This window comes from Symbiobacterium ostreiconchae (assembly GCF_055396975.1).
Window position 1 is genome coordinate 3,076,242 of record NZ_AP042454.1, and the last position, 13,517, is coordinate 3,089,758.

The window sequence follows — 13,517 nt, forward strand, 5'->3', positions numbered from 1 at the left end:
GCAGCCAGACTGCGTGCTGCCAGCCCGGGCAGGCCAGCCGGGAGGACCACCGGGGACGGCCACCCGCCGGCCCTCATCACCAGCGAAGCCGAACAACCCATACCTCCACGCACCCCAGCGGGCATCCCCGCGCGCCCGTCACCTGCCCGTGTCGCCCAGGCCGTAAGCCTCCCAGAGCACGCTGATGGGATGTACGGCCTGAACGCCGGCCTGGTACTCGATCTGCCAGCGGCAGGTCTCGCAGTCGGACACGGCCCGGGGAATTCCGACGGTGATCAGCGCGTCCCGCATCGGTTCGCCCACCTTCATGGAGACGCCGTACTTCTCCTCCTTGAACCCGTACGTTCCCGCGGAGCCGCAGCATCCCGCATCGATGTTCCACGCCTCCACCCCGGGGATGAGGTTCAGGAGGTCCACGGCCGGCAGCCCCAGGCCCTGCGCCCGCTGGTGGCACGGCTGGTGGTAGGGCAGGCGCTCCTGCATCGGGCGGAAGTCGGTGCGCAGGAGCCCCTGCTCATGGTACGCCATCAGAAACTCGGAGAGGTCGTAGACGTGTTCAGCCACGGCCTCTGCGCCATCCAGCCCGAGCACGTGGGCGTAGTCGTGTTTCAGTGTCAGGGAGCAGGAGGTGGAGCTGACCACAATCGGAATGCCCTGCTCCGCCCACTCCCGCAGGTGCTGGAGGTTGAACCGGCCGTTGCCGGCCGCCTCCCTCAGGTCGCCGTTGGCGATGAGCGGGAGCCCGCAGCACTTCTGCCGGGGCAGCACCACCTCGAAGCCGTTGTGCTCCAGCACCTCCACCACATGGCGGCCGATGTGCGGCTCCATGAACTGCACCGAGCAGCCGTGGAAGTAGACCACCTTACCGTTGGGCGCCGGGCGGTCCTTCCACGGAGAAAGGCGGCGCGCAAACCACGAGCGGAAGGAACCCTTCGCGTACTTGGGCATCGGCTTGTGGGCATCGATGCCCAGCACCTTCTGCATCGTCCAGCGGACCGGCCGGTTGGCCAGGACGGCATTGGTCAGCCCCGGCATGCGCACCGCCAGCGGTCCGAAGAGGGTCGTGTGGGTGAGAACCCACTCCCGCAGGCGCAGCCCCTGGCGGCTCACCCGCTCGATCTTCGGCGCGGCGATCAGCTCGGCCGGCCGGATGCCCGACGGACAGACCGTATCGCAGGTGCGGCAGCCCAGGCAGAGGTCCAGATGATCCAGCTCGGCCACCTCACCGGCCGCCCGCAGCCGGGCCAGCCCCGGGCCGCCGTTCTTCGGACCCGGGAACTCGGGCGCCACCCGGATCACCGGGCAGTGCATCTCGCAGACCGTGCACTTCAGGCACGCATCGTACTCGTTGATCACCGCGGTTCACCTCCTGCTCGCACCGCCAGCCGCGCGGCTTCCCGGCCCGCCACCCCGCCGGTGGCCACGGCGACGCCGCCGCCGCATCCTTCCGCGTACGGGTCGTACCCGGCCAGGGCGCGCCCACAGACGAACAGGTTGGAGAATCCGGGCGGCTGCAGCCGCTGGTCGGCGGTCACCCCGATTCGGATGAACGCGTGGCCGTCCGCAGGCAGGAAGCGGGGATCGGCCCACTCCCCTGCCGGAACCGCCACCGGGAGACCGAACAGCGGCTCGCGCACCTCCCGGCCCTCCGCGGTGAGGCCGTTGCCCAGCAGGCCGCCGGTGGCCAGCACGTAGGCCTCCGCCTCGTAGGTAATCCGCCCGCCGGGTCCGGCCGTGACCACCTGCCGGATGCGACCGCCGTCCCGCCTGGCCTCGACGGCCCGGGCGCCCAGGGCGACATCGACGCCGGCCCGGTGCAGCGCCCGCCGGAGGGCTTCCGCCAGCCGCAGTCCCGGCACCGAGGGCGGGGGCAGCAGCACTTCGGTGACCCGCATGCCCAGCGCCTCGGCAAACGCCTGCTGAACCGCACGCGCGCCCGACAGGCCCAGCACGGCGGGGAACAGCACGGTCGTCCCGTCGGCCAGTTCCCGGGGCCGGATCTGCATCACCCGCTCGACGACCTGGCGGCGGAAGCCCTCGTCCTCCAGCCGGCGTGCCAGCGCAACGGGGTGGACCTCGTCGGGTGAGCCCGGAAGCTCCGCCTCGCCCCACAGGACGGGCGCGGCCGGATCGGCCTGCCGCAGGCCCGCCGCCACCACCGCCGGGTGAAAGTCCCGCAGGCCGCGGAACCCCACCACCCAGAGCGGCCGGCCCAGGGGCGGCGCGGCCATTCCGGGACCCACCAGCCACGTCGGACGCCGGGCGCCGAGCGCCGTAACCACGTACGCCCCGTCTCCGCCGGCTCCGTCGCCGGGGGTACCGCCGCCCTGTTCCATCGGCCAGCCCGCCTCTGCCATCGCCTTCTGGAAGAAGTCCAGCTCTGCATCCACGGCCTCCATGCCCAGGAGGCGGTACGGGTGCTCCCGGGGCAGCGAATCCACCGGCACGGCCAGACGGTCAATGCAGCCCGAGGCCAGCTCCAGCACCCCTGCGCCCTCGGCCACCACCGCAACCGAGGCGCCGGCGCGCCGGGCGGCCAGCGCAGCGGTCATGCCCGCCAGCCCGCCGCCGATGATCAGCACCTGCGGGCGGCGCACCCGGCCGCGAAAGCGGGGCGCACCCATCATCACTTCAGTCATGGCCCGCACCCCCCAACTGCAGCGTCGTGTCCGTCCCCCCGGACGCCAGGGGCTCCATGGCCAGCTGCGCCCGGGCCAGCGCGTAATTGAGCTCTGCCGCCCGGAGCTCCAGTCCGCCCAGGCCGCCCCGCACCCCGCGCCACCGCTCCGCCTGGAACCGGGCCAGCAGCGCCGGCGTCTGCTCGGGGCCGGCGATCCCCTCGCGGACCAACAGCAGCGCCGCGCGGTAGCCGCAGAACCCCCCCTGGCAGGTGCCCATGCCCAGCCGGGTCCGCCGGCGCAGGTCGCCCAGGGAGGGCGACCCCAGCTGCCGGGCCGTGCCGACCAGCTCGCCGGCGGTCACCTGCTCACACTCGCAGACCACCTGCCGGCCGCCGGGCTGCTCCATGGCCCCGACGATCTCCGGCAGCGACGCCGGATGCCGGTCGGCCACGGCCTGCGCCAGGTCCCGGCCCACCAGGTGGACCAGCCGCCGGACGGCGTCCGGGTCGGGCGGCGGCAGGATCGGCTCTTCCGCCGTGCGGCACGGGACCGTCACCCCCAGGCGGGCCGCTGCCACGTCCACCACCTTCTCGGCCATCAGCCGGTAGGTGGTCAGCTTGCCGCCCACCACCGAGATCAGCCCTGCGACGCCGTGCTCGGCCGCGTGATCCAGCACCACGAAGCCCCGGGAGATCTCGCGCGTGCTGCTGCCCGCGCGCGCCCCGAAGAGGGGCCGCACCCCGGCGAACGCCCGCAGGATGCGGGCCGTGGCCGCCATCGGGAGCATCTCCGCTCCGAGCCGTTTCAGCTCCTCGACCTCCTCGGGGGGGACGGTGATGTCGTCGGGATCGGGGACCGGCGTGGCCGTGGTGCCGAGAAGGGTCACGCTGCCGGTGGGAACGAAGATGTCGCCGTTTCCGGGCTTGCGGAGCCGGTTCACGACCCGGCTGGTGAGCCGGCCGTGGTAAACCAGCAGTACCCCGCGGTCGGCCACCACGTCCAGCGGGGCGCCGGCCATCGCCGCGATCTGCCCGGCCCAGGCCCCCGCGGCGTTGATGACGAGCTCCGCCTCCAGCCGCTCCTCCTCGCCCGTGGCCACGTTCAGCAGGCGGACACCCGTCACGCGGCGGCCCTCCATCAGCAGCCCGACGACCCGCCGGTAGGTCAGCACCCGGGCCTCGTACGCCTCCGCCGCGGCCACGTTCCCCTGCACCAGGCGCCAGCCGTCCACCGAGGCGTCGGGCACGGCATAGGCCTCCCGCACCGAGGGGGCCAGCAGGGGCTCCTCCTGCCGGAGCCTGGCCAGGTCCACCTCCTCCACCGGGATGCCCGCTTCCCTGCACGCGCGGACCCACTGCGCGGCGTAGGCGGGATCGTCCTGCTCCAACCGGACGAACAGGCCGCCACAGGGCTCCACCGCAAACGGCGCTATCCGGCGGACAATCTCGTTTTCCACGGCGCACTCCCGGGCCGATTCCGGGTCCTTGACGGCGTAACGGCCGCCGCTGTGCAAGAGGCCATGGTACCGGCTGGACGTGCCGTGCACCAGGTCGCCCTGCTCCACGAGCGCGGCCCTGATGCCGCGCAGGGCCAGATCCCGCAGGATGCCGGCGCCTGTGGCTCCGCCGCCGATGACGATGGCTTGCAGCACGGTTCCGCTCCCCCTTTCGCGAACAACCCCACCAGGAGCATACCCGGTGGGGCATGCCCTGGTGGGGCGACTCTCCGCGTCTCAGCGCCCGCGTTCCGGCACAGCGGCCGGAACCGTTTTCGCTTTGTGTTCCGCGGCCATTGTACGACAGCCCCGGGCGCTTCCGCAGGAGGCGAAGGACCTAATCGGGATAGTCCGAACGTGCCAAAGCCTGTGCGGTGGCGGCCCGTCAGCGCTATTCGGTGAGGGCCAGGAACTGCTTGACGTCCGCGACCGACACGTCGACGGCCGCCTGCCAGAAGTCCGGCTTCGTCAGGTCGACGCCCAGGTGCTTGGCGGCCAGGTCCTCCACCCGCATCCGCCCCGTATCCCGCAGCAGATCGACGTACCGGCGGGCGAAGGCCGGGCCTTCCTCCAGCGCGCGGGCGTACACGCCGGAGCTGAACAGGAACCCGAACGTGTAGGGGAAGTTGTAGAAGGGCTGCGCGGTGAGGTAGAAGTGCAGCTTCGACGCCCAGAAGTGCGGGTGGTACTCCGAAAGGGCGCCGCGGTACGCCTCCTTCTGGGCCTCCACCATCAGTTCGTTCAGCCGCGCCGTGGGCACCAGCCCCTTCTCCCGCTCGGCGTAGAACCGCGTCTCGAAGAGGAAGCGGGCGTGGATGTTCATGAAGAAGGCCACGGCCCGCTCGGCCTTGTCGGCCAGGAGCGGCAGCCGCTCCTCATCGCTCTGTGCCGCACGCACCGCCGCATCGCTCACGAGCAGCTCGGCGAAGGTCGAGGCCGTCTCGGCGACGTTCATGGCATATCCCTGCGCCAGCTGGGGCAGGTCGTTCATCACCGACTGATGGTAGGCGTGGCCCAGCTCGTGGGCCAGGGTGGCCACGTTGGACGCCGTACCGGCAAAGGTCATGAAGATGCGGGACTGGCGGCTCAGCGGGAAGGACGTGCAGAAGCCGCCGGGCCGCTTGCCCGGCCGGTCCTCGGCCTCGATCCAGCGGTCCTCGAAGGCTTTCCGGGCAAACTGCGCCATATCGGGCGAGAAGCGGCCGAAGTGCTCGACGATGAAGTCCGCCGCGTCGTCGTAGGAGATCTTCGCGGCCGCGCCGCCCAGCGGGGCGTCCACGTCGTACCAGGCCAGCTTCTCCAGCCCCAGGAGCCGGGCCTTGCGGTTGAGGTACTCGACGAAGATCCCCTTGTTCCGGTCGATAACCTCCCACATGACCTCCAGCGTCTCGGCCTTCATACGGTTGTTCTCCAGGGGCTCGGCGAGGATCGAGTCCCAGCCCCGGTGCTTGTACAGCTGAATCCGGAAGCCGGCCAGGTGATTCAGGGCTGCGCCGATGAGGTCGGCCTGCTCGCCCCAGGCCTTCTCCCACCGGGCGAAGAGCCCGGCCCGCACCGACCGGTCAGGGTCGTGGAGCTTGTTCGCCGCCTGCCCCGCCGACAGGTGGACAGTCCGGCCGTCCACCTCCCAGGGGATGCGGATGCGCCCCACGACCTCGTTGTAGAGACGGCCCCAGGCGTGGTACCCGTCCACGGCGAGGTCGCCGGCCAGGGACTCCCGCTGCGGATCCATCAGCATCGCCGCACGGGCCCGGCGTTCACGCAGGGGATGGATGATTTCCGCGAACTCGGGCCGCTGCACAAGCGCCTCGAACACGTCCTCGGGCATCTGGGTCAGCTGGTGGTCCAACAGGGTCGTGGCGCTGCCCATCGCGGCGCGGATCTGTGTGACCCGGCCCTGGAGCAGCTTTGCCCCCTCGTCGGCCATGTCCTGGGCCGAGAGGCAGGAGACGAACGCGCCCGCCTGGCGCAGCCGCCGGGTGAGATTCTGGAAGTCGTCGAGCAGCGCCTTCCACCCGTCGAGCTCCGCGGCGGCGGCAGGCACCTTCGTCGCTTCGAGCCGCTGCTTCAGACCGGATACGTCCTCGGCCAGGTCGTCCAGGAACTGCTTGAACTCGGGGGATGCGCTGCCCCCGGGGAAGAAGACATCCAGGTCCCACGTCTGGTTCAGGCGTTGCTGCACGATGTACCCGTCCTCCCTCCGAAGCGTTCGCAGGATACCTCTTGGAGATTCGGACTTGACAGGTCGATTCCCTGCGGCTAAATTGGTCGGTAAATACTTATGATTGTTGCAGGCGATGAGAAGGACGAGTACCCGGACTCCCGACCGTCCCAGAGAGCGGGCCGTTGGCTGCGAGGTCCGCACGGCGGCTCCGGCGAACATCCCCTTCGAGCCGCCACCCGAGCCCCGCCAGGGGTAGGCGTGGCCGGTCCTCCCCCGTTAGCGGGAGGCGGCATCGGTCACGGTGCCGGCAAAGGCGGCCGCCTCTGCGCGGCAAGTCCGGGTGGTACCGCGGTGGCTTGGAAGCCCCCGTCCCGACACAGGGACGGGGGCTTCTCGATTTTGCCCTGAGGAGGTCGAATGAGGTTGTTGGCTGTCACCCTGTATGACACGACCCTGCGCGACGGGTCCCAGCGGGCTGGCATCTCGTACTCGAGCCAGGACAAACTCCGGATTGCCCACCGCCTCGCCGGCCTCGGCATCCCGTACATCGAAGGCGGCTGGCCGGGAAGCAACCCCAAGGACGGCGAGTTCTTCCGTCTCCTGCGGGAGCGGCCCTTGCGGGGCGCGAAGGCTGTCGCGTTCGGATCCACCTGCCGGGCGGGCAACAGGCCCGAAGCGGATGCCACTCTGGGGGCCCTCGTGGAGTCCGGCACGGAGGTCGTAGCGATCTTCGGCAAGAGCTGGGATTACCACGTCACCCGGGGACTCGGCACCACTCTCGAAGAGAACCTGCGGATGATCCGGGAGTCGGTGGCCTACCTGAAGCAGCAGGGCCGGGAAGTCGTGTACGACGCGGAGCACCTGTTCGACGGGTTCAAGCGTAACCCCGAGTACGCCCTGGCCACCCTGCGGGCGGCAGTGGCCGGCGGGGCGGACTGGGTGGTGCTCTGCGACACCAACGGCGGCACCCTGCCCGAGGAGGCAGCCGACATCGTCCGCCGTGTGGCGACCGAGCTGCCCGGCGTGCGGCTGGGCATCCATGCGCATGATGACAGCGGCCTCGGCGTCGCGGTCACCCTGGCTGCGGTGAAGGCCGGGGCGACCATGGTGCAGGGGACGATCAACGGCTACGGCGAGCGCTGTGGCAACGCCAACCTCTGTGCCATTATCCCCAACCTGGAGCTGAAGATGGGCATCCGCTGCCTCCCCGAGGGCAAGCTGGCCGAACTGACGGCGACCAGCCGCTTCGTGAGCGAAGTGGCGAACCTGCCGCCGTGGGACGCCCAGCCCTTCGTGGGCCGCAACGCCTTCGCCCACAAGGCGGGGGTGCACGTGAGCGCGCTGCTGAAGGATCCGGCCATGTACGAGCACCTTCCCCCGGAGACAGTGGGCAACGAGCGCCGGGTGCTGGTCTCCGACGTGGGCGGCCGCTCCAACGTGCTGGCGTTCTTCGGCGACCAGCTCACTCCGGCTGAAGCCGCCGAGCTGATCCAGAAGGTGAAGGAGCGGGAGAACCGCGGGTTCCAGTACGAGGGCGCCGAGGCCTCGGTGGCGCTGCTCACCTACAAGGGGCAGCCCCCCTTCGAGGTGCTCGGGGTGAAGCTGATGGTCACCGGGGGCTCCGGCGGCCCGGCCGAGAGCGAGGCGGCGGTGAAGCTGCGGGTGGGCGCCCGAGTGGTCCACACCGCCGCGGAGGGCAACGGCCCGGTGCACGCCCTGGACCGCGCGCTGCGCAAGGCGCTCACCGAGGTGTACCCGGAAGTGGCGAAGATGGAACTGCTGGACTACAAGGTGCGCGTGCTGGAGGGCTCCCAGGGAACCGGCGCGGTCGTGCGGGTGCTGATCGAATCCGGCGACGGCGAGGAGCGCTGGTCGACGGTGGGCGCCTCGACGAACATTCTGGAGGCGTCCTGGCAGGCGCTCACCGACAGCTTTGCCTACTTCCTGGTGTTCCGGAACGGGGTGCGTACCCCGGCCGCGGCAGCCCAGGGATGACAGGCGCCCTGACCCGGGCCGGGCCCGGGCCGGGGCAGGGTCTGGGCGGGGCCGGGGCCGGGTCGGAGCGGGGGTGGCATGGTGCTCCCCATGGCCATACCGTTTGTTCGCATTCGCTGGTGATGAAGGGCGCCTGCCTTTCGCAGGAGGCCCCATCCCGTGGCGGCCGACCCTTGACCGGATCGGGTACGCCATCGCCAGCCAGGCCGAACAAAGAGGAGCGGCGCCACCCGTCACCAGCCAAGCCGAACAGACAGGAGCGCCGCCAACCCGTCACCAGTCAGGCCGAACAAAGAGGAGCGCCGACGCCTCGTCACCAACGAAGCCGAACAGACAAGAGCGGCGCCAACCCGTCACCAACCAGGTCGAACAAAGAGGAGCGCCGCCGCCTCGTCACCAGCGAAGCCGAACAACCCGTGATGGACGGCCATGACCTCATCAGGGCGGACGCACCAGCAAAAAGAACCGGCCCCGCCGCAAGCGGCGGGGTCGGTTCTTCGCGGATGGTGCAGATGGGGAGACTCGAACTCCCACCGGGAGTGGTTACCCGACACGGTCCTGAGCCGTGCGCGTCTGCCAATTCCGCCACATCTGCGGTTTGTCCACCTAGCGACCCGACGGTGCGCTGCTGCCTTCCGGCCCTGACGCGTTTCCGCAGGGTCGCTAGCGGACTGGTGGAGCTAAGGGGAGTCGAACCCCTGACCTCTTGAATGCCATTCAAGCGCTCTCCCAACTGAGCTATAGCCCCATCTGTGGTGGCCCAGGCCGGAATCGAACCGGCGACACCGCGATTTTCAGTCGCGTGCTCTACCAACTGAGCTACCGGGCCGTGGCGCCGCGGCATCACTGCCTGGCGAGTTTATATGTTACCGCATCACCGGGCGCGAGTTCAAGTCCGAATTTCCGGCAGCGCTGGTTTCGTCGATCCGAACGGATCCACTCAGCAGTGGCGTACGATCGTCTACCGAGATTCTTTCAGATCTGTGCCCCGCTGTCAACGGGACCTTTTCTGCCTGCAGGATCATCACGCCGAGCCAGGACTTTTTCAACAATGATGTTGACAATCCCACACCGTTGGCGTACGCTGGTTGTGAAGCGGTTCACAATCCTTGGCGGGAGGCATTGCTTATGCAGCAGGCACGCTCTGTTCTCGTGGTGGGCGGCGGATACGCAGGTCTCGCCTTCGTGCGCCAGCTGCGCCGGTACGATCGGAAGACGCCCATCACGTTGATCGATAAGAACCCGTACCACACCATGCTCGTCGAGAGCCATCAGGTCGCGGCAGGCAGCCGCAGCGCCGAATCGATCCTCCTCCCCTTCGACCAGATCGACGGCGTGCGCTTCCTGCGGGCCGAGGTGCTGGGGGGCAACCTCCAGGCCCGGAGGCTCGAGACCACCGCGGGCCCCGTGCATTACGACCGCCTGGTGCTGGCCCTGGGCAGTGTGGACCACGACTTCGCCGTCCCCGGCGTCAGGGAGCACTGCCAGACGCTTCGGGGGCTGCAGGACGCCGTGGCCATCCGGGACCGGCTGGCCGCCCTTCCGCCGGACGAGCCCCTTGTCATCGCAGGCGGCGGGCTGACCGGCGTGGAGCTCGCCGCCCACCTGGCCCTGCGGCGCCCGGGGGCGCGCTCCCTCACGCTCGTCGAGGCGGCCCCCTCCCTCCTTCCCGGGCTGCCGGCCCGGCTGGCCCGCGCCGCGCGCAGGCGGCTCGGCCTGCTCGGCGTGAACGTCATCACCGGCGCCCCGGTGTCGCGCGTGACGCCTGGTCTGGCGCACCTGCAGGACGGCACGGCGCTGCCGTTCGGACTCATGGTGTGGGCCTGCGGCGTGCGGGCGCATCCGCTGATCGCGGCGCTCGGCCTGCCCACGGACCGGGCCGGCCGGGCCATCGTGGGGCCCGGCTTCCGCACCCCGCTGCCCGACGTCTACGTCATCGGCGACTGCGCGGCGGGCCACACGCCGTCGGCCCAGTTCGCCCTTCAGCAGGGCCGGGCCCTGGCTGCCCACCTCTCCGGCCGCGCGCCCGCACCGCTGCGCAGCAGAGGCTTGCTCATCGATGTCGGCGAGGGCAGGGCCGTGGGCATCGTAGGTTCGCTGATGCTCCGGGGGCTGCTGCCGGGGTGGCTCAAGCGGATGACCGAGCTCGCCTGGGTGGCCCGGGTGCTGGGCTGGAGGGCTTCCATCGGCTACCTGCGGGGCGCCGCGGCTGTAGACGGGGTTCGCCAGCCGGTGTAAAATGAAGGAACAGCGGATGACCATTACCCGGAGGGGACTATGCCAGATATTCCATTCTTCGATGCGGTCGGCTTCTTTGCGAGCAAGATCCAAGAGGTCGAGCAACAGCTGATCGCCAAGAAGGCCGAGCGCGAGATCCTGCTGGCGAACCAGGCCAGCCTGGAACAGACCCTGGCGACGCTGACGCTCCTCTCACCGGATCATCAGAAGGCGATCCAGCAGGAAGTCGCCTCGCTGAAGGAAGTCCTGCACTCCACCGAGCGGGCGCTGGCATCTCTGGAAAGCGACATCGAGATGCTGACCGCCAAACTCGCCGCGCTTCAGGCGGCCCGGGAGATGCTGCACGTCGAAGGAAGCTCATAAACACGGGAGCCCGTCGCCTGTCAGCAGGTGCGTGCTCCCGCTCTCTATTGTCCCGATATGAGGAAAGGGGTGTCTTGGGTGCAGTTTGGGTTAGAAGGTCGGGTAGCCTGGGTAACGGGCGCCAGCAAGGGGCTGGGGTTTGCCTCGGCCATGGCCCTGGCCCGGGAAGGATGTGATCTCGCGATCTGCAGCCGCAGCGAAGAAGCGATCGCCGCCGCAGCCCAACAGATTCGCCAGGAGACCGGTCGGAAGGTCCTGGCGCTGGCGGCAGACGTCACTCGCAAGGCAGAGCTGGATCGGTTCGTGTCGGCCGCGCTGGGCGAGTTTCAGCGGGTGGACGTGGTCGTCGCCAACGCGGGCGGTCCGCCCGCCGGCGGCTTCCTCGACTTCGACGACGACGCCTGGCAGACGGCCTTCGACTCCCTGCTCATGCCGGCGGTGAGGCTCAGCCGGGCGGCGATCCCCTCCATGCGGGAGCGGGGCTTCGGCCGGCTGATCTACATCACCTCCAGCGGCGTCAAGGAGCCCATTCCGAATCTCATCCTCTCCAACTCGCTGCGGGCGGCCGTCACCAACATGATGAAGAGCCTGGCCCGTGAGGTCGCCCCGTTCGGCATCACCGCGAACACCGTGGCGCCCGGCCGGATTCACACGGACCGGGTCGATTCTCTGGACCAGGGGATCGCCGCCCGCACCGGCCGCACCGTTGAGGAAGTCCGCCGGGAGACGTGGAGCCGGATCCCCGTCGGCCGCTACGGCCGTCTGGAGGAGTTCGGCCAGGTCGTCGCCTTCCTGGCCAGCGAAGCGGCCTCGTACATCACCGGCTCGGCCATTCACGTGGACGGGGGCATGACCCTGAGCCTGTAGGCTTCACCGGCCGCCGTCAGTCCAGCGCCAGAATCGCCTCGGCGATGCGCCGGAAGAGCGGCGCGGCGTGGGCGCCGCCCGCCTGTCCGTCTTCGATGAGGACGACCACGACGTACTGCGGCCTGCGGGCGGGGAACCAGCCGGCGAACCAGGCGTGGGTGACCGGCCGGCCGTCCAGCATCGTGTCCGCGGAGCCTGATTTGCCTGCGGCGCCGACGTCCTCCAGCCACGCCGCCTCTCCGGTCCCGCCGCCCCCGGGAACGACCGCCGCCAGCAGCGCCTCCTGCAGCTCGGCGGCGGTTTCGCGGCTCATCACCCTGCGGGGGGCGGCCGCCCGCGGGCGGAAGAGCACCTCGCCGTCGCTGGTCTTCACGCTGGACACCAGCCGGACCGGGTGCAGCACCCCGCCGTTGGCGATGGCGGTGTAGGCTCGCGCCACCTGCAGCGGACTCGCCCGCAGGCCGCCCTGGCCGAAGCTCAGCTGCGCCACGTCGCCGCCGTAACGGAGATCGGGCAGGGGCGCCACCGGTTCGAACCCCGGGGGCAGCGCCCCGGTCGGCTCACCGAGCCCGAAACGGCGGGCCGCTTCCAGAAGCCGCTCTGCGCCCAGGCGCTCGTACCCGATGCGGATGAACGCGGTGTTGCACGAGCGGGCGATCGCCTCCCGCAGCGTCACCGGTCCGGTGACGGTTCCGGCGACGTCCCGGAAGGTGCGGTCGCCCAGCCGGTAGGTCCCGCTGCACTCGATCAGCTCCTGGGGCGAGACGGCGCCGGCTTCCAGCGCCGCGGCCGCGACGAGGGGCTTGAACACGGACCCGGTCTCATACGGCGTCAGGGCCCGGTTGCGCAGCTGATCTTCCGCGGCAAAGCGGGCCTGGTCGAAGTTGGGGCGGGAGGCGATGGCCAGTGGCTCACCGGTGGCCACATCCATCACCACCACCGCGGCCCGGAGGGGCCCCCCGTCGGGGTGGGGCGTCCGGTCCATCTCCAGCTCCACCGCCGCCTGGATGCGGGCGTCCAGGCTGGTGTGCACGTCGTGGGGCTCCTTGGCGTCGGGATCCCGGGGCTGCACCACCTGCACCGGCTCGTCGAACAGCGGACCCCCGCGCCCGTGGTAGCTGGCCACGAGGTAGGGCACGTTTTCGCCCCGCAGGGCGTCATCGTAGGCCAGCTCCAGGCCCGTCCAGCCGCCCGAGGCGTTGGCGAAGCCCACCACGTGGCGGGCCAGGGAACCCGGGCCGTAGCGCCACCCCGTGGGGCCCACGGCGACGCCCGGCAGCTGACCGGCCTCGATGTACCCCTGCACCCGCTCGGCGGCCGAGGCGGAAAGCCCCTCGATCACCCAGGCCGCCTCGTGGTGCCGCTGCACGTACGCCAGCACCGCCGCCGCGCGTTCCTCACCCAGGGCCTCGGCCAGCACCGGCGCCACCTCCGCCGGGTCGCCGAAGAGCCGGGGAAAGACGGCCAGCCCCCAGGTCGACTGCGGATCGGTGAGCGGCACGCCGTAACGGTCGTAGATCACGCCGCGGCGCATCTGCAGGGGCAGCCGCTCGGTGCGCTGGCTGAACACCTGCCGGGTCAGCGCCGGTCCCTGCAGGATCTGCAGGTGGAAGAGCCGCACGCCCAGCGCACTGAGGCAGAGAAGGGCGCCCACGCTGAGCACGAACATACGCCGGACCATCCGTATACGCACGAAAGAACACCTCGTTGGAGATGATCTCCCGAGGTGTTCTTCGCTATACATTATGTTCCATGTGCCGGCCGGGGACCGGCC

General features: G+C 70.3%; 9 protein-coding genes, 3 tRNA genes and 1 other RNA gene. 4 read left to right on the forward strand and 9 right to left on the reverse strand.

The window, feature by feature from the left end; genetic code table 11:
* Positions 1–138: 138 nt before the first annotated feature.
* From ACZ5UM_RS14975 to ACZ5UM_RS14990, 4 genes are all read right to left on the reverse strand, one after another.
* Complete coding sequence (locus ACZ5UM_RS14975; protein WP_464845095.1) at positions 139–1,356, reverse strand: anaerobic glycerol-3-phosphate dehydrogenase subunit C; 1,218 nt, start codon at positions 1,354–1,356, stop codon at positions 139–141.
* Positions 1,353–2,639: an anaerobic glycerol-3-phosphate dehydrogenase subunit GlpB gene (glpB, locus tag ACZ5UM_RS14980; RefSeq protein ID WP_464845096.1), complete on the reverse strand. Its 1,287-nt coding sequence runs from the start codon at positions 2,637–2,639 to the stop codon at positions 1,353–1,355. The genes ACZ5UM_RS14975 and glpB overlap by 4 nt, the downstream gene beginning before the upstream one ends.
* Positions 2,632–4,272: an anaerobic glycerol-3-phosphate dehydrogenase subunit GlpA gene (gene glpA / locus ACZ5UM_RS14985; RefSeq protein WP_464845097.1), complete on the reverse strand. Its 1,641-nt coding sequence runs from the start codon at positions 4,270–4,272 to the stop codon at positions 2,632–2,634. Before glpA ends, glpB begins: the two co-directional genes overlap by 8 nt.
* A 235-nt stretch (positions 4,273–4,507) precedes the next feature.
* Positions 4,508–6,298, reverse strand: coding sequence for a M3 family oligoendopeptidase (locus ACZ5UM_RS14990; RefSeq protein WP_464845098.1), 1,791 nt, complete (start codon positions 6,296–6,298; stop codon positions 4,508–4,510).
* A gap of 405 nt (positions 6,299–6,703) precedes the next feature.
* On the opposite strand from ACZ5UM_RS14990, the gene cimA reads away from it, so the two are divergent.
* Positions 6,704–8,275, forward strand: a complete 1,572-nt coding sequence (gene cimA / locus ACZ5UM_RS14995) for a citramalate synthase (RefSeq protein WP_464845099.1) — start codon at positions 6,704–6,706, stop codon at positions 8,273–8,275.
* Between the two features lie 504 nt (positions 8,276–8,779).
* On the opposite strand, the gene ACZ5UM_RS15000 is transcribed toward cimA, so the two are convergent.
* The 4 genes from ACZ5UM_RS15000 to ACZ5UM_RS15015 all read right to left on the reverse strand — a co-directional run bounded on the left by ACZ5UM_RS15000 (position 8,780) and on the right by ACZ5UM_RS15015 (position 9,104).
* Positions 8,780–8,870, reverse strand: a tRNA-Leu gene (locus ACZ5UM_RS15000).
* Positions 8,870–8,950: signal recognition particle sRNA small type (gene ffs, locus ACZ5UM_RS15005), an RNA gene on the reverse strand. The genes ACZ5UM_RS15000 and ffs overlap by 1 nt, the downstream gene beginning before the upstream one ends.
* Positions 8,948–9,023: transfer RNA gene (locus ACZ5UM_RS15010), tRNA-Ala, on the reverse strand. Before ACZ5UM_RS15010 ends, ffs begins: the two co-directional genes overlap by 3 nt.
* A 5-nt stretch (positions 9,024–9,028) precedes the next feature.
* Positions 9,029–9,104, reverse strand: a tRNA-Phe gene (locus tag ACZ5UM_RS15015).
* Positions 9,105–9,403: 299 nt separating this feature from the next.
* Here ACZ5UM_RS15015 and ACZ5UM_RS15020 point away from each other — a divergent pair.
* The 3 genes from ACZ5UM_RS15020 to ACZ5UM_RS15030 all read left to right on the forward strand — a co-directional run bounded on the left by ACZ5UM_RS15020 (position 9,404) and on the right by ACZ5UM_RS15030 (position 11,743).
* Positions 9,404–10,513 carry an NAD(P)/FAD-dependent oxidoreductase gene (locus tag ACZ5UM_RS15020; protein WP_464845100.1) on the forward strand — a complete coding sequence of 370 codons (1,110 nt, stop codon included), beginning with the start codon at positions 9,404–9,406 and terminating at the stop codon, positions 10,511–10,513.
* A gap of 39 nt (positions 10,514–10,552) precedes the next feature.
* Entirely contained in the window at positions 10,553–10,876 is a 324-nt protein-coding gene (locus tag ACZ5UM_RS15025) for a hypothetical protein (RefSeq protein WP_464845101.1), read from the forward strand.
* Between the two features lie 78 nt (positions 10,877–10,954).
* On the forward strand, positions 10,955–11,743 hold the full coding sequence (locus ACZ5UM_RS15030; protein WP_464845102.1) for an SDR family oxidoreductase: 789 nt from the start codon (positions 10,955–10,957) through the stop codon (positions 11,741–11,743).
* Positions 11,744–11,759: 16 nt separating this feature from the next.
* Here ACZ5UM_RS15030 and ACZ5UM_RS15035 read toward each other — a convergent pair whose 3' ends face one another.
* Entirely contained in the window at positions 11,760–13,436 is a 1,677-nt protein-coding gene (locus ACZ5UM_RS15035) for a peptidoglycan D,D-transpeptidase FtsI family protein (RefSeq protein WP_464845103.1), read from the reverse strand.
* Positions 13,437–13,517: the final 81 nt, after the last annotated feature.

Coding starts and splice junctions, on each gene's coding strand:
- ACZ5UM_RS15025 (WP_464845101.1), top strand. CDS start 10,553: ATGCCAGATATTCCATTCTTCGATGCGGTCGGCTTCTTTGCGAGCAAG.
- ACZ5UM_RS15020 (WP_464845100.1), top strand. CDS start 9,404: ATGCAGCAGGCACGCTCTGTTCTCGTGGTGGGCGGCGGATACGCAGGT.
- glpB (WP_464845096.1), bottom strand. CDS start 2,639: ATGACTGAAGTGATGATGGGTGCGCCCCGCTTTCGCGGCCGGGTGCGC.